Origin of the sequence: Burkholderia sp. HI2500, from assembly GCF_002223055.1 — a bacterium.
Classification (GTDB): Bacteria; Pseudomonadota; Gammaproteobacteria; order Burkholderiales; family Burkholderiaceae; genus Burkholderia.
Map to the genome: position 1 here is coordinate 101815 of NZ_NKFL01000007.1, position 14948 is coordinate 116762.

Annotated in this window: 16 protein-coding genes and 2 pseudogenes; 10 read left to right on the forward strand and 8 right to left on the reverse strand. The window is 68.1% G+C overall.

The window, feature by feature from the left end; genetic code table 11:
• Window positions 1-151 precede the first annotated feature (151 nt).
• From CFB45_RS32790 to CFB45_RS32800, 3 genes are all read left to right on the forward strand, one after another.
• Window positions 152-547: a hypothetical protein gene (locus CFB45_RS32790; protein ID WP_089429305.1), complete on the forward strand. Its 396-nt coding sequence runs from the start codon at window positions 152-154 to the stop codon at window positions 545-547.
• 69 nt (window positions 548-616) lie between these two features.
• Window positions 617-1000: a DUF3022 domain-containing protein gene (locus CFB45_RS32795; protein ID WP_089430082.1), complete on the forward strand. Its 384-nt coding sequence runs from the start codon at window positions 617-619 to the stop codon at window positions 998-1000.
• A 272-nt stretch (window positions 1001-1272) separates the two neighbouring features.
• Entirely contained in the window at window positions 1273-1821 is a 549-nt protein-coding gene (locus CFB45_RS32800) for a type 1 glutamine amidotransferase domain-containing protein (RefSeq protein ID WP_089430083.1), read from the forward strand.
• A 135-nt stretch (window positions 1822-1956) separates the two neighbouring features.
• Here CFB45_RS32800 and CFB45_RS32805 read toward each other — a convergent pair whose 3' ends face one another.
• On the reverse strand, window positions 1957-3207 hold the full coding sequence (locus CFB45_RS32805) for a phosphatidylserine decarboxylase family protein (protein WP_089430084.1): 1251 nt from the start codon (window positions 3205-3207) through the stop codon (window positions 1957-1959).
• A 111-nt stretch (window positions 3208-3318) separates the two neighbouring features.
• On the opposite strand from CFB45_RS32805, the gene CFB45_RS32810 reads away from it, so the two are divergent.
• The gene (locus CFB45_RS32810; protein ID WP_089429306.1) at window positions 3319-3576 is read left to right on the forward strand and encodes a hypothetical protein; all 258 of its coding nucleotides are present in this window, start codon (window positions 3319-3321) and stop codon (window positions 3574-3576) included.
• 177 nt (window positions 3577-3753) lie between these two features.
• Here the strand turns inward: CFB45_RS32810 and CFB45_RS32815 are convergent, their stop codons facing one another.
• The 4 genes and pseudogenes from CFB45_RS32815 to CFB45_RS32830 all read right to left on the reverse strand — a co-directional run.
• Entirely contained in the window at window positions 3754-4563 is an 810-nt protein-coding gene (locus CFB45_RS32815) for an endonuclease/exonuclease/phosphatase family protein (RefSeq protein ID WP_089429307.1), read from the reverse strand.
• On the reverse strand, window positions 4554-6752 hold the full coding sequence (locus CFB45_RS32820) for a VTT domain-containing protein (RefSeq protein WP_089429308.1): 2199 nt from the start codon (window positions 6750-6752) through the stop codon (window positions 4554-4556). The genes CFB45_RS32815 and CFB45_RS32820 overlap by 10 nt, the downstream gene beginning before the upstream one ends.
• Window positions 6749-7087 carry a hypothetical protein gene (locus tag CFB45_RS32825; protein WP_089429309.1) on the reverse strand — a complete coding sequence of 113 codons (339 nt, stop codon included), beginning with the start codon at window positions 7085-7087 and terminating at the stop codon, window positions 6749-6751. The genes CFB45_RS32820 and CFB45_RS32825 overlap by 4 nt, the downstream gene beginning before the upstream one ends.
• Window positions 7084-7272, reverse strand: a pseudogene (locus tag CFB45_RS32830) (MgtC/SapB family protein); the annotation flags it as partial. The gene CFB45_RS32825 and the pseudogene CFB45_RS32830, both read right to left, overlap by 4 nt.
• A 238-nt stretch (window positions 7273-7510) precedes the next feature.
• Between CFB45_RS32830 and CFB45_RS32835 the strand changes: the two are divergent.
• The 3 genes and pseudogenes from CFB45_RS32835 to CFB45_RS32845 all read left to right on the forward strand — a co-directional run.
• The gene (locus tag CFB45_RS32835; protein ID WP_089429310.1) at window positions 7511-7753 is read left to right on the forward strand and encodes a DUF6566 family protein; all 243 of its coding nucleotides are present in this window, start codon (window positions 7511-7513) and stop codon (window positions 7751-7753) included.
• Between the two features lie 5 nt (window positions 7754-7758).
• Window positions 7759-8046 (forward strand): BON domain-containing protein, encoded by a 288-nt coding sequence (locus CFB45_RS32840; protein ID WP_089429311.1) that lies wholly within the window; start codon window positions 7759-7761, stop codon window positions 8044-8046.
• A gap of 5 nt (window positions 8047-8051) precedes the next feature.
• A pseudogene (locus tag CFB45_RS32845) lies at window positions 8052-8267 on the forward strand (TolC family protein); the annotation flags it as partial.
• 51 nt (window positions 8268-8318) lie between these two features.
• Here the strand turns inward: CFB45_RS32845 and CFB45_RS32850 are convergent.
• The 3 genes from CFB45_RS32850 to CFB45_RS32860 all read right to left on the reverse strand — a co-directional run bounded on the left by CFB45_RS32850 (window position 8319) and on the right by CFB45_RS32860 (window position 9643).
• Complete coding sequence (locus CFB45_RS32850) at window positions 8319-8873, reverse strand: phasin family protein (protein WP_089429312.1); 555 nt, start codon at window positions 8871-8873, stop codon at window positions 8319-8321.
• An 82-nt stretch (window positions 8874-8955) separates the two neighbouring features.
• Window positions 8956-9153, reverse strand: coding sequence for a hypothetical protein (locus CFB45_RS32855; protein WP_089429313.1), 198 nt, complete (start codon window positions 9151-9153; stop codon window positions 8956-8958).
• 100 nt (window positions 9154-9253) lie between these two features.
• The gene (locus CFB45_RS32860) at window positions 9254-9643 is read right to left on the reverse strand and encodes a hypothetical protein (protein WP_089429314.1); all 390 of its coding nucleotides are present in this window, start codon (window positions 9641-9643) and stop codon (window positions 9254-9256) included.
• 142 nt (window positions 9644-9785) lie between these two features.
• Between CFB45_RS32860 and CFB45_RS39670 the strand changes: the two genes are divergently transcribed.
• The 3 genes from CFB45_RS39670 to CFB45_RS32870 all read left to right on the forward strand — a co-directional run bounded on the left by CFB45_RS39670 (window position 9786) and on the right by CFB45_RS32870 (window position 14946).
• Window positions 9786-9920 (forward strand): hypothetical protein, encoded by a 135-nt coding sequence (locus CFB45_RS39670; RefSeq protein ID WP_256978459.1) that lies wholly within the window; start codon window positions 9786-9788, stop codon window positions 9918-9920.
• 24 nt (window positions 9921-9944) lie between these two features.
• Window positions 9945-10637, forward strand: coding sequence for a chemotaxis protein CheB (locus CFB45_RS32865; protein WP_089429315.1), 693 nt, complete (start codon window positions 9945-9947; stop codon window positions 10635-10637).
• A 223-nt stretch (window positions 10638-10860) separates the two neighbouring features.
• Window positions 10861-14946, forward strand: coding sequence for a CheR family methyltransferase (locus CFB45_RS32870; protein ID WP_089429316.1), 4086 nt, complete (start codon window positions 10861-10863; stop codon window positions 14944-14946).
• Window positions 14947-14948: the final 2 nt, after the last annotated feature.

Consider the following 14948-nt stretch of genomic DNA (forward strand, 5'->3'; position numbering starts at 1 on the left):
GCGTCAACGCCGACGCTGCGGATGGGGGTGCCCGTTTTTCGGCGGCGATGTCGACATGAAAGCCAGCACGCGTGCTGACCGCGGCATGGGCCTTGCTGAAAGGAAGGGGCAGGAATTTCCATCACGTGGTCTCTATCAGGGAGAAAACTTCATGAAATCGGTATCCGAATCGAAGTGTGTCGCGCCGCGCGTGCTGGCGTGCGCGGCTGTCGCGATCATCGCGGCCGCGCCGGCCGCATGGGCGCAGAACTCGCAGCGCCCGGACGAGGGCACCGGCGCGCCGAATCCGTCGATGGACATGTCGACGCCGGGCACCAACGGCAATACGGCCGCGCCGCCTCCGCCTGCACCCGTGCAGCGGCAGGGTGCGACACAAGGCTCGCGTTCGCACAGCGGATCGGCCGGCCATGTGAAGCCGGGCGGCCCCAATGGCGCGGGGGCGGGCGGCAGCGGCACCGGCAACGGCAACGGCAGCTCGCCCGGGTCGACGGGCACGGGCGGCGGCGGTGCCGGCGGGGCGGGCAGCGCGGGTTCCAGCGGCTATTGACGGCGCCGTGCCGACGAAGGCGGCGAGGTTTCCCGCGACGGGCACGCCGCCATGACACAGGAGGGCATCATGCAATCCAATTCCCGGAACCGGCGGGAGAACGACGAGATCGATGACTTCGACGAGATCGACGGCGACGCGACCGAAGCGGACGATCTCGATACGACGGTCCATGTCGACGTGGCCACAGGCAGGATCAAGTTCCACTCGACCTGGGCGCTGACGGCCGATGCGCCGCCCGAATACGCGCGGCATGCGGTCGAACTGGCGCTCGACAGCGACACGATGGAGCGGTATGCGGCGCTCGACGACGGCACGCGGATGCGCGTGCATGCGATTTTGCATGACACGGTGCAGGCGATGCTCGACCGTGTGCCCGATACCGATGAGAGCCTGACGCTCACGATCGAAGTGACCGACGCGATGCTGGACGCGGCGAGTCACCTGCAGTAGCGGGGTGCGCGACGGCGTCTCACGGTTCGCAGGCGGCGGTCGCGCCCGGACGGCATCGGCCCTTGCAAGCGGGAAATCCGCGTGCCGGGCGCGCATCCTCGATGCCCTGCGCCGTCTCGATCGCCCTCGGATCCTTGTCGAACGCGATCAGCCGCCCGCGCGGCGCGAAACCGTTCCCTGACGGTGGGCGCGTCCCGTGGGCGGAAACGGCACGCCGCTTGCTGCGAAACCGGCGCGGCACGACGTGTGCCGCGTCACTGACGGAGGGCTTCATGAGCGGAAGGCTGGTTCATTGCAAGGTGGCGATCCTCGCGGTCGACGGCTTCGAGGAAGCCGAACTCGTCGAACCGCAGCGCGCGCTCGCGGCGGAAGGCGCGCAGGTCGACGTGATTTCGGAGAAGGGTGGCGAGATCCAGGGCTTCAGGCACGTCGACAAAGGCGCGCGCGTGAAGGTCGACCGCACGTTCGACGAGGCGCGCGAGGGCGATTACGACGCGGTCGTGCTGCCCGGCGGCGTCGTGAACGGCGACGCGATCCGGATGGTGCCGGCCGCGCGCGAGTTCGTGACGGCGGCCGTCGGCGCCGGCAAGCCGGTCGCGGCGATCTGCCATGGGGGCTGGCTGCTCGTGTCTTCCGGCCTCGTGGAAGGCCGCACGATGACGAGCTGGCCGAGCCTTCAGGACGATATCCGTCATGCGGGCGGCAAGTGGGTCGACCAGGAGGTCGTCCGTGACGGCCCGTTCATCACGAGCCGCAAGCCGGACGACCTGCCGGCCTTCAACGGCGCGCTGATCGATTCCCTGGCGCCACGGGCGGCGTGAACCCGTGGCGGGCGCGCCATGCGTCGTGTCACGCTGATCGACGATCCACCGACGTTCCGCGGCATTACAAACCGTTGAAAACATTGCACCGCTAGCCGGCGTGCGTCGAGCCTGCAAGCCCGACGCACGTGCGACTCACCGTGCGATCGCGACCGGTGAATTGACGTTCACGACGGCAGCGTCGTGGTCGAACGGCGGCGCGTACACGAACCGGTCGATCACACCGGCTTCGAACAGCAGGCAGCAGGTCGAGCCGCCGAACTGGAAATAACCGATCTCGTCGCCCTTGTCGACGCGCTGGCCCGGCACGACGTCGATCACGCAGGACGACACGTCGCCCATGCCGACGAACACCGCAGCAACGGTGCCGATGCCGGGATCGTCGCAGGCGATCGCGACCACGGCGCGCGTCGCGACCGCCGTCGTGTACCCCTGGGAGTCGTTCAGCCCGGCCGGGTCGGGGCCTTCCGCCTCGACGATCGAGTAGTAGGTGCCGTGAACCCGGTACGCATGCGTGACGACCCCGCGCACCGGCGCGTGCCAGCGGTGGTAGTTGTACGCGCTGAGATAGGCCTGGTACAGGTCGCCGCCGACGAAGCGCTCGGCGAGCGACAGCCGGGCCGGCGTGAAGATGTCGCGCAGCGAATACGGTTGCGCCTTGATCCAGAACCGGTCGCGCAGCTTCACGTTCGATTCGACGTGGTACGGCGCGGCCTCGCACGCGCTGACGATCACGTGCGGATCGTCGGGCGCCGCGATCGGGCGCGCGCCGTCACGAAAGCGCCGCGTGAAGAAGTCGTTCCACGACGTGAAGCCGCCGTGCGGCTGGTCGTCGCGATACTGGAACTGCGATAGCCCGATGCGCTCGCGCGCCGCGTCGCAGAACCAGCCGTCGGGCGCCGACGTGTCGAGATGCGCGCGCGAATGCGGGCCGCCAAGGAAGCCGCACCATACGTTCAGCACGTTCTGCAGATGCGCGTTGACGGCGGCGTCGCGAAACAGCGCATGGCCCGACGGCATGCACATCGGCCAGTCGAGAAAGGCATTGATCGGGCACACGATCAGGCTCGCGTCGCTGAACGGCGGCGTGTAGGTCATCAGGTGATCCAGGACGGTCATCAACTCGTCGATCGACGTATAGCCGAGCCGGCGGCCCGATTCGACCGCTTCATCGATCGCGCGGACCAGCGTCATGCGCAGCACTGCATGATCGTCGAACAGCCGCGCGAGTTCCTGCACGGCCGGCGTACGCAGCCGGTCGCCGGCATGCGCGCGGGCTGCGGCCGCGATTTTTTCGCGGAACGCGGCCATGTGCGCTTCTTCGCGGGCCATCCATTCGCCGAGCCGATGGCGCTCGGGTGGCGGCGGGTTGAGGTCGGTCGGCATCGTTGTCTCCGGGGCGATGATCAGGAACCGATGCAAGGAGCAATCCGCCTGCCTGGAAGGGGCACCGATCTTGCGGATCGGCTTGCTGGTTCATTCGTATCGGAGAAGATCATGAGCGTGGCTTCAACTGGACGGCCGAAGACGAAAACGAAGACGAAGACCGAATCGACGGGCGACGGGCGCGGTGGCGCGCAGCACACCGTGGCGCCCACGCGCACGCGCCACGCAAGCGCGACGTCGCGTGGCACGCGGGCGGCCCGGAAGCAGCAAACGACGCGCGGGACGGTGATCGCGGGCAGCGGCGGCGAGACGGGCCAGCCGTTGTGGGAGGACGACGGCGGGGCGTTGCCGCCGGAAGAGTGGTCGTGAAGTTCAAGTGCGGCCCGTCCGCGCGATGTGACGGCACGGACGTGCGCAACGGCACATGAGGTGCAAACGGGTTCGTCATCGGCACACGGCACACGGCACACGTGCGCGTCATGACGCGTCCTCCGTTCCGGCGAGTTTGCCGGTTCACATGCGCGCGCCCTGCGTTGTCGAAACCGTTCACCGTGAATCGAACGTGCGCAGCGTGGCGACCCCTTTCGTGTCACCCGGCAGCCGCATCCGCGCGACGAGCGGGTAGTGATCCGACGCATGCCGCGCGCGGGCGCTGCGGTGCACGACCACGTCGACCAGCCATTCGCCCGGATGAATCCAGATCCGGTCCAGCGAGAACACCGGGTAGACGGTCGGGAACGTGCGCGGCGCCGGCGCGCGCCGGAACCGCGTGACGAGCGCCTGCAGCGCCCGGCCGCGCACGAACCATTCGTTGATGTCGCCGAGCAGGATCACCGGCATCGCCCCCGTGTCGAAGGCTGCGAGCAGCCGCTGCACCTGCGCGCTGCGCTCGCTCGCCGACAGCCCGAGGTGGGTCGCGACCACGCGCAGCGTGAGCGCGCCGCAATCGATGTCGGCGTCGAGCGCGCCGCGCGGTTCGTGCGAGTGAAACGACAGGTCGAGCGTGCGTGCCGCGCGGATCGGGCAGCGCGACAGCACCGCGTTGCCGTAGCGGCGCTCCGGCGTGTCGATCGTCGGGCCGGCCACCGCATGCATGCCGGTCGCGTCGCGCAGGTGCGCAAGCACGTCGGGCGCGCGCGTGCCGCCGAGCGGGACTTCCTGCAGCGCGATCACGTCCGCGTCGAGTTCGTCGATCACGGCCGCGATCCGGTCGGCCGCGCGCGCCGGCCACGCGCCGTAGCCGCCGCGGATGTTGTACGTCGCGATCCGCCAGTCGCGTCCGCCCGGCGCGGCGGCCGGTGCGTCGTCGGCGGCGATGACTTGCGGCGGCGGCGCCGCATGCGTGCTCAGCGCCATCGTCGCAACACCCTGACGAGCAGCACCGAGATGCCGACCAGTGCGAGGCCGATCGCCGCGAGCCACGCGAACGCGCCGGGCCGTGGATGGCTCAGCGCGGCTGTGAGCTGGTGCGCGAACGTGACGGTCAGCACGAGGCCGGGCAGCATGCCGATCGCGGTGCCGACCAGGTAGTCGCGCAGGCCGATATGCGACGCGCCGGCGACGAGGTTCACGACGGTAAACGGCGCGATCGGCAACAGCCGCAGCACGGCCATCGCGAGCACACCGCGCCGGCCGATGTGCTCGCTGAGCCGGTTCGCGCGTGCGCCGGCGAGCCGGCGCACGGCATCCCGCCCGAGCCAGCGGCCGATCCCGTAATTCGCGGCCGCGGCCGCCATCGTGCCGACGGCCGCGTAGGCCACGCCCGGCCACGCGCCGAACACGAGCCCCGTCGCGGTGATCAGCAGCGTGATCGGCACCGCGAAGGTGGCCGCGACCACGTAGCCGGCCAGCAGCAGCGCAGGCGCGGCGGGCCGTTGCGCGAGCGTGGCCAGCGCATGCGCGAGCGACGCGACGTTCACCCGTTCGCCGAGCGGCGTGAAGCGCCAGGCGAGCGCGAGCGCGGCGACCAGCAGCACGGCCATGCCGAGCGCGAGAAACCGCGCGGTCAGCGGGCGATGGCGGTCGTGCGGCACGAACTCGCGTACGAACCGGTCGGGTTCGATCGGCTGCTCGGGGTCGAGCCGCGCGCTGACCGGCACGAGCGCATCGAGTTGCGGCGCGACGGCCGGGTCGAGCGTGCGCAGCGTGCGGCCCGGCTTCGCGCGCAACCGGTCGAGCGCGGTGTTCGGTCGCTCGGTGCGCGCGAATGCATCGGCCACGGCCGCGGGCGCCGTGCCGAGATGTTCGGCCAGCAGCCGCTCGCGCAGCGCGGCGATCGCGGCGCGGATGCGCGCATCGCCGGCCGCGACGAGCGCGACGCAGCATTCGGTGTCGAGCAGCATCGAACGGTTGTTGAGGTTCGCGCTGCCGATCACGAGGCATTCGTCATCGGCGATCGCGAGCTTGCTGTGGACGTTCACGCACGCGTCGCCGAGCCCGTCGACGTGCGGATACAGCAGGCGGTAGCGGCCGAAGTGGTCCGCCGACACGAGCGCCGCGTGCAGCCGCGCACGCAGCACGCCCATCGTCGCTTCCTGCAGCCAGCCGCTCTGCACGCGCGGCGCGACGACGGTCACGTCGGGCCCGTGCGCGTCGGCGAGGCGCGCGGACAACGTTTCGCGCACGACCGCCGCGGTGAAATACTGGTTTTCGACATACAGGTGCCGGCGCGCCGCACGGATCGTGTCCTCGACGAGCGCGCGCACCTGCCGCACCGGCTCGCGGCCGTCGTGGCGCGGCGCCGTGCAGGCGATGCCGAGCCGCACGTCGCGCACGTCGACGCGGGTGCCGGGCGGCCACGGATCGTCGTCGTCCGGCCGCTCGAGGTGGCGTTGCGCGCGGATCGCGATCGGGCGGCCGCACGCCTGCCGCCAGCGCGCCCGCGCCTGCTCGCCGATCGCGGCCGCCGCGTCGCCGTCGAACATCGCCTGCACGTCGTGAAACGGCGCGTACGGCGTGCCGTCTTCGTCGTGGCGGCGCGGGTCGCCGGCCGCGTGCGCCGGTGTGTCCCAGCGCGCGCGTGTCAGGTCGAGCCCGCCGACGAACGCGAGCCGGTCGTCGATCACGACCAGCTTCTGGTGATGGGACGCGCCGCGCGGATGCGCGCCGTCGAGCCGGAACACGATGCCGCGATGGGCCCGCCAGCCGGCGCGATACACGGGCGGCCAGTCGCGCTCCAGCGCGTAGATCATCGCGAAATCCCACGCGAGCACATAGATGCGCAGGTTGTGCCGCCGGGCGGCCAGCGCGTGCAGGAATGCCGCGAGCGTGTCGGGGAGCGTGTCGTCGGGGCCGCCCGGCGCGAGCCGCATCCGGCTGTCGACGTCCCAGCCGACGATGAACACCGTATGGCGTGCGCGCAGCAGCGCGGCGCGCAGCGTCGAGAAGTACGCATCGCCGTCGACGAGCATCGTGAAGCGGTCCGCGGCGCGGATCGTGTCGCAGTTGCGGCCGCGTTCGAGCAGGCCGTGCCGCGGGATGTCGCTCGCCTGCGGGGCGTCGACGGCCGTCTCGTCGGCGCGTGTCGTGCGATCCGCCACGGTCATCGGGTATCGGCCTCCCGGTCGCCGTCGAGGTGCGTCAGCCGCGCATCGCGGCGCGCACGCGGTGCCCGCCGCCCGGGCGAATGCGCATCGAGCCGTACGCGTTTGCCGGGGGCGCCACTGCCGCGCATGACGGCGACGTCGTCGATGCCTTGCGCGAGCGTCGTCGTTGCGTGTGCGATGCGGATTTGCCCGAGGCACCCGCATTCGGCGTGATGACGCGCGAGCCCCGCACGCAGCGTGTCGATCGGTCGGCCGGTGGTGAACCCCGCGCCCGACCGCATGCGGGGGGCAAGCCGGCGCGTCACGAGATAAGCGGGCAATTGGGTCTGGGTCACGCGAAACTCCTTGACGAGGACTCGGGTCGACAGGCGCGGACGCAGGCGAGGTTTTTCAGCGTCTCGCAGATGGCGTCGAACTCCGGGCCGCTCGTGCGCGAGAAGGACACCGAAATGTCGTCGGTGTCGGGATCGTCGTCCGATTGCTGGACGATGAACCGCTTCACGCGCACGCGCTCGCGCCCGATCACGCTGCCGAGCAACGCCGCCAGCAGCAGGCGTCCGAGCAGTTCGAGAGGGCCGATCATGACGTGTCCTCCTTCCGATGGGTACGAGCCGTGGCCGGCGGCGCTTCGACGCGCATCAGGCACGCAAGCCGCGTGCCGGCCGGGAACGGCGCATGCGCAGAGGGCGGGGGCGCAACCCGCGACAGGCGGCGTGCATTTTTTGCATCGACATCGCAGATATGGACAGGAGACCACCATGGGGCACCAACAGGACGCGCAGGTTCGCAACCCGTATCGTGGTCACGAGATTCTCGTCTGGGCGCGGCGCGACGAACGCGGCGCATGGCGTGACGAGGTGCAGGTGTATGTCGACGGCGCTCGCATCGAGTTGACCGTGCCGGCGCCGGCCGGCCGCGCGTGGTTGACCGAGCTCGAGGCGCTGCGCGAGGGCATCGAGCGTGGCCGCGACCTGATCGACCGGCGCCTGGACGGCCCGTGACCGGCATGGCGCCAGCCCACCGTCAACGCAAGCCGTCTCGCGCCAGGGCGGAATCCGATGAGCGATCCGCGTACCCTTCATATCGACCGCTACGACCCCGGCTCGTCGCTCGCCCGCGCGACGTCGAGGTGCGGGTCGAGCGCGGGCGCGTGTGCCTCACCGGCCAGATCGAGGAATCCGAACGGCAGGCGGTCGTCGACGGCGTGGCCGCGCTGCATGGCGTGCACGGCGTGGAGGACGCGCTGGGCACGCGCAGCGAGTACAAGGCGCCGACCGACGGCCATTCGAGCTGACGCACGCCGCCGCGGCCGCGCTCGACGACGCGGTGAAGGCCGAACAGCGCGCGCTCGACCTGGCGCGCGACCGCTATCGCAACGGGTTGTCGCCGTTTCTCGACGTGCTCGACGCCGAGCGGCGATGGTCACAGGGCCGGCAACAAGCCGAGCCGGGCGCGCTGCGGACGACGACCGATTTCGTCGCGTTGTACAAGGCGCTGGGCGGCGGATGGCGATCGCCGTCGATTCGATCCGCCTGCGGCAACCGGTTCCGCCGCCCGCATCGGCCGCTATCGTTTGGCGGCCTGCTGTTCCTGGTCGACCGCCCGTTTGGCCTGCTTCGACGCGGCGAGCGCGGCGACGTCGAAGTTGCTGCGCGCGACTTCGACGGCTTGCTGCCCGGTGCTGCCGAGGGTCTGGTACAGCGTGTTCGCGGCGACGACCGCGGAGTTCCAGGCCGCGACGGTGGCCTCGGAGCCGGACGGCGCGAACTTCGCCGCATCATCGACGAACGCCTGGATCCGGTGCACGTATTGGTCGCTGCCGGCCTGGGCGACCTTGATCACGTCGGCGTGGCCGGTCGACACGATATCGAGCCACTCGCGATGGTAGGACTGGAGCTTCTCGGCCAGCGGCTCGGTGAACGCGCGCGGGACGGCTGTCCAGTCCTGCGGCTTGTCGATCGCGCTTTCCGCGGCCACCCACGCGTCCTTCAGGGCCGACCGTGTAAATCGTGCATTGAGTTCGGCCAGTTTCCCGACTTCATCGAGTAACGCACCGGCCAGACCGAATGCGAAGTCGAAATGGGCGCGCTGCGCGCTCGAAACCAGCTCCCGGGTATTCATGATCTACGCTCTCCTGAATGGAAATGGCCGCCGCGGTTCGATCGCCTCGTCGGCATGTGTCGCTGCACCGTCAGGGTGCCTTTCAATACGTTTGCGTAACGATGCGAAGCAGCGTTTCGCCGTTGTGCGTCATGCGCAGGCGATGCGCGCCGGAAGCCAGGGTCTCGAATTCCACGAGCTGCTGCGTACGCAGCGTATCGAATTCCTCGCTGCTCATGTCGATCTGGTCGGGCGATGCCTTGACCAGCATGAGCGCCGCAATTTCGTGAGGGCTCAGCATGTTTGTCTCCTGGATTGCCTGTCAGGCAATCTTTACCGTTTCGTTCTGAATGGGGTGAGACGGTATTGCTTGGCGGACGCGGCTTGCGCGTCGAAAGCAATCAGTCTCGTTCGGTGCGTGCGACGTGGCGGGTGATATCCCTGACCAGCGTCAGCTTCGGATGCGGGCGAACGGTGGCGACCGAATTCGCTGCCTCGCGCAACCGTTCCTTGCTGCGTCCCTGCACGACTGCCGAATTCGGCACCACGTCCATATGAAACAGCGTGACAGTCAATTGCAAGGATGAGTCACCGAGCATCACCATGACGTCGTCGGCCAGCAGCGAATCCGGTCCGACGATATCGACCGTCATCGATTCGACGCCCGAGCGCTGGTCGACATGCATGCTCCAGCGGCATACACGTACGCCGCTTCGCCACAGGCATCGCCATACCGTGATGACTTGCAGCTTGCCCGCGACGGCGCGAAATGAAAGTCTCTGGACGACCATTCCTTCACCTGTGAAGTAATGAACCTGGGTGGGAAACGACGGTAACCAAGCTTAAGTCAGGGACGAGCGGAAAGTACATCGGGGAAAGATGTCCGTATATCGATCATTACGGACAGACCGATGAACCGTGGAGATGAGCGGAATGTGGTCTGACACCACCGGCGCGGGCAGTGCGGTACGAGAATTGCGCGCCCGATTCCTCCGGGCCGACCGGGCGCTCGGTGAATACGTTTTCAAAGAAGTGAAGAATGTGCGTGCGATGCGGGTCTACACTTGAAGCAGCGGGAATATCGGAGGCACATTGACTCATCGGGACTTCATCGCAATCGGTACGTCGTCGGGCGGCGTCGATACGCTTCGCACCCTCGTTTCGCGCCTTCCGCGCGACTTGCAGGCGACGATCGCGATCGTCCTGCACGTCGGCGCGCATGACAGTTTCCTGCCGTCGCTGCTGAGTTCGGCGGGCCCGCTTCATGCAGTGCACGCCAAGGACGGTGAGACCTACCTGCCAGGCAGGATCTACGTGGCGCCGCCGGATCGCCATCTGATCGTCGAAGGCGCGGTGCTGCGCCTCATGCGCGGCGCCAAGCAGAACTTCGCGAGGCCCGCAATCGATCCGCTGTTTCGCAGCGTCGCGATCGAAATGGGGCCGCGCGCCATCGGCGTGATCCTGACCGGCCTGCTGGACGACGGCGCGGCCGGCCTCGATGCGATCCAGTCGTGCGGGGGCACCACGATCGTCCAGGATCCCGACGAAGCGTTTGCGTCCGACATGCCGCTGCACGCCGTGCCTTATGCGGATTTCGTGGTGTCGCTCCCCGGGCTGGCACGCCGGCTGATCGAACTGACGACGAGCCCGCTGGGCGACTCGACGAACAACGAGATCGCCAGCAGGCAACGTGCCGTCGAGCAGGTCGCCGGCGAGCAGCGCACGTGGATTGCCGAGTGCGCGGCGTTCGGCCCGCTGAGCCGCATGACGGGCCCGCCACGCTGATCCGGACGGAATGCGGCGATACCCCTCCGCGTCTGACGAATCCAGGCCGGCGGCGCGGTCGATGCCGGGCCCGGCACCGCAGGTTCGCCGACGCGGCAAAGTTCTTGCAGTCAATGCTGGTGGAGGGATAATAGCGATCCACGCGTATCTTGGCGCAAGCGGGTCATGCGCCTGCCCGCCGTTGGTCGCGCACATCATTATTCTTTCAACTGGACACGCAGCGATGTCGAAAAGACGTGGGCAGGCTCTCCCGAGCCAGGCCAATCATCCTGTAGTCGGAATCGGCGCGTCGGCAGGCGGGTTGAGCGCCCTCCTGGAGTTCTTCGAAGCCCTGCCGGCACGCACGTCGATGGCGTTCGTCGTGGTCATGCACCTGGCGCCGGATCATGAAAGCAATCTGGCCAGCTTGCTGCAGAAGGCCACCGGCATGCACGTCATGGAAGTCACGAGCCCCACGCCGATCGAGCCCGACCACGTCTACCTGATCGCGCCCTCCCTCGAACTGACGATGGTCGACGACTATCTGCGCGTCGCCCCCCATCGGCCGGAAGAGAGTGGCCGCCGGGCGGCCATCGATCTCTTTTTCCGGACCCTCGCCGAAGCCCACCGCGAACGCGCGATCGGCATCGTGCTGTCCGGCGCAGGCTCGGACGGCTCCGTCGGGCTGTCGAGGGTCAAGGAGATGGGCGGTATCACGTTCGCCCAGGAGCCGGCGGAAGCGGAATACGACAGCATGCCGCGCAGCGCCATCGCGACCGGCATGGTCGACTTCGTGACCACCGCCGCGGAGATGCCGCAACGGCTGATGGACCTGTGGGTGACCGCGAAGGAAATCCACCTGCCCGTCACCGAGAACGAGGAGCGCCAGGAAGAGCTGGTCAACGAGGCCGCCGAGCGCGCGTTGCGCGAGATCATGATCATCCTGCGCACGCGCACCGCGCACGATTTCCGGCATTACAAGCGGGCGACCGTGCTGCGGCGGATCGAGCGCCGCCTGCAGGTCAACGGCATCACCGATCTCCAGGCCTACCGCGACTTTCTCCATCTGCATCCGGAGGAAACCCAGGCGCTCCTGCAGGACATGCTGATCAGCGTCACGAATTTCTTCCGCGACAAGGAGGCGTTCGACGTACTCGATCGCGACGTCCTGCCCCGTTTCTTCGAAGGGCGCGGCGAGCAGGATCGCATTCGCGTGTGGTCGGTCGGCTGCGCCACCGGCGAAGAGGCTTATTCGCTCGCCATGCTGCTGCAGGAGCGGTCGCTGAAATCGGCCGAAGGCGTGTCGTTCCAGGTCTTCGCGACCGACATCGACGAACGGGCCATCTCCTTTGCGCGCACCGGCTTGTACCCCGATTCGATTCTCGCCGACGTGACGCCGAGCCGCGTGCGCCAGTTCTTCGCGAAGGACGCCGCGCACTACCGCGTCAAGAAGGAACTGCGCGAGCACATGCTGTTCGCGCATCACAACGTGCTGAGCGACCCGCCGTTCTCGCGGCTCGACCTGATCTGTTGCCGCAATCTGCTGATCTATCTGGATCGGGAAGCGCAGATCGAAATACTGAAGATGTTCCATTTCGCGCTGCGACCGGGCGGCGTGCTGTTTCTCGGCAGCTCCGAGTCGGCCGACAGCGTGAGTTCCATGTTCTCGGTCGTCGACAAGCGCAACCGCATCTACCGCGCGAACATGGCGGTGCGCGGCGACACCCCGGTGCCGGTCGCCATTTCCGGCATGATGAGCACCCGGCCCGTCGTGACGACCATCCAGCCGCCGGGCCGCCGCCGCTTCTCGTTCGGCGACCTGCACCAGCGCCTGGTCGAGCAGCATGCGCCGCCGAGCGTGCTCGTCAGCCGCGATTCCGAAATCGTGCACCTGTCCGACCGGGCCGGGCGCTTCCGGCGCTATTCGGGCGGCGAACCGTCGCACAACATCATTGCCGTGGTGCGGCCCGAACTGCGTCTCGAGCTGCGCACGGCGATCTATCAGGCGCTGCACACGAATCGCAGCGTCGAGGCACGGCGGGTGAGGGTCGAGCGCGACGCGCGTTCGTATTTCGTCAACATGACCGCGCGGCCCGTGCACGACCCGGAGGCCAACGCGGATTTCGTGCTGGTGCTGTTCGATGAAGTCGAAGACAGCATGAGCAGTGCCGAAACCGCGACGGCCGACGTGCAGAAGGATCCGATCATCAGCCAGCTCGAGCGCGAGCTGCAGCGCACGAAGGAGCAGCTTCAGTCGACCATCGAGCAATCGGAAACGTCGACGGAAGAGTTGAAGGCGTCCAACGAGGAGTTGCAGGCCATCAACGAGGAACTGCGTTCGGCGACGGAAGAGCTCGAGACCAGCAAGGAAGAACTGCAGTCGATCAACGAGGAGCTGACCACCGTCAACGCGGAGCTCAAGTCGAAGGTCGAGGAAACCGGCAAGATCAACGACGACCTGCAGAACCTGATCGCGGCGAACGACATCGGCACGATCTTCGTCGACCGCAATATCTGCATCAAGCGCTACACCCCGCGGGCGACGGACGTCTTCAGCATCATTCCGTCGGATATCGGCCGGTCGTTGCTGGACATCACGCACCGGCTCGAATACGACAAGCTCTCCGACGACGCGGCCGAGGCGTTCGATTCGCTGCGCCTGATCGAGCGCGAACTGCGGAGCAACGACGGACGCTGGTATCTCGCGCGCTTCGTGCCTTACCGCACGACCGAAGACCGCATCGACGGCGCGGTGCTGTCCTTCATCGACGTCACCGACCGCCGGCGGGCGGAAGACCGGCTGCGCGAAGGCGAGCGACTGATGCGCATCGTGGCGGAAGGCACCAAGGACTACGCGATCATCACGTTCGACGACGACGGCATCGTGACCAGCTGGAATGCCGGCGCGGAGCGGATCTTCGGGTATACCGAGGCTGAAATGATCGGGCAGTCCGCCGACCTCCTGTCGACCGACGAGGATCGCGCCAGTCAGGTGGCCCAGCGCGAATTCGGCGAGGCCCGGCTGAACGGGCGGACCGAAGAGGAGCGCTGGCATCTGCGCAAGGACGGCACCCGTTTCTTCGCGAGCGGCGTGCTGTCGCGCCTGGACGAGCCCGGCATCAGCGGGTATGCGAAGATCGCGCGCGATCTCGGGGAATTCGCGCCGCCGGTCAAGGCCGGCCACCCCGCGCAGGTCGGGCCGCTGCGCGAAGCCGGCGAACAGGATGCGGTGCGGCGCCGCGACGAGTTCCTGGCCGTGGTGTCGCACGAACTCAAGAATCCGCTCAACCTCATTTCGGCGAGCGCGGAACTGATCGCGCGCGCGCCGGAATCGCGGCAGAACCTGAACATCTCGCGTGCCGCCGATACGATCCGGCGCACCGTCATCGGCCAGGCGCAGATCATCGACGATCTGCTCGACATTTCGCGCGTGCGAACCGGCAAGCTGTCGGTCGTGCGCACGCCCGTCGACATGCGCGAGATCGTGAAGCGCGTCACGCATGCCGTTCAGGACGAAGCGAGCCAGCGCGGCCTCACCCTCAACGTCGCGATTCCCGCCGCGCCCGTGATCATTCATGCCGACCTCACGCGCATCGAGCAGATCGTCTGGAACCTGATCAGCAACGCGCTGAAGTTCACCAGCCGCGGGTCGGTGGACGTGTCGCTGCAGGTCGACGAACATGCCGAGGCCGTGCTGCGCGTGGCCGATACCGGGAACGGCATCGAGGCCGCGCTGCTGCCTCACATCTTCGACATGTTCCGGCAAAGCCGGGAATCGTCGGTGCGCCGCCCCGGTCTCGGCATCGGCCTTGCGCTGGTCAAGGAACTGGTGAACCTGCACGGCGGCATCGTGCAGGCGGAATCGAAGGGCGCCGGCCTCGGTGCGGCGTTCACGGTGACGCTGCCGACCCACCGCGTGCTCGCCGATGCGCGTTCGGCCAGCAGAAGCCCGGTCGAGTCGTTGCAGGGCCTGCAGGTGCTGATGGTCGACGACGATGCGGATACGGTCGAGACGTTCAAGCTCCTGCTGGAAGGCGAGGGCGCCGTCGTGCGGACGGCAACGAGCGGCGAGGCGGCGTTGTCGACGCTCGACGGTCATGTGCCGGACGTCGTGCTGTCCGACATCGGCATGCCGGGCATGGGCGGGCTGGCCTTCGTCGAAAAGCTGCGTGAAGTGCCGGCGCTGAAATCGGTGCTCTGTATCGCGCTCAGCGGCTACGCACAGGACGCCGACGTGAAGCAGGCGGAGCAGGCCGGCTTCGATGCCCACCTGAAAAAGCCCGTGTCGCTTGACGACCTGATGTCGATCTTCACGCGGCTGCGCAGTTGACA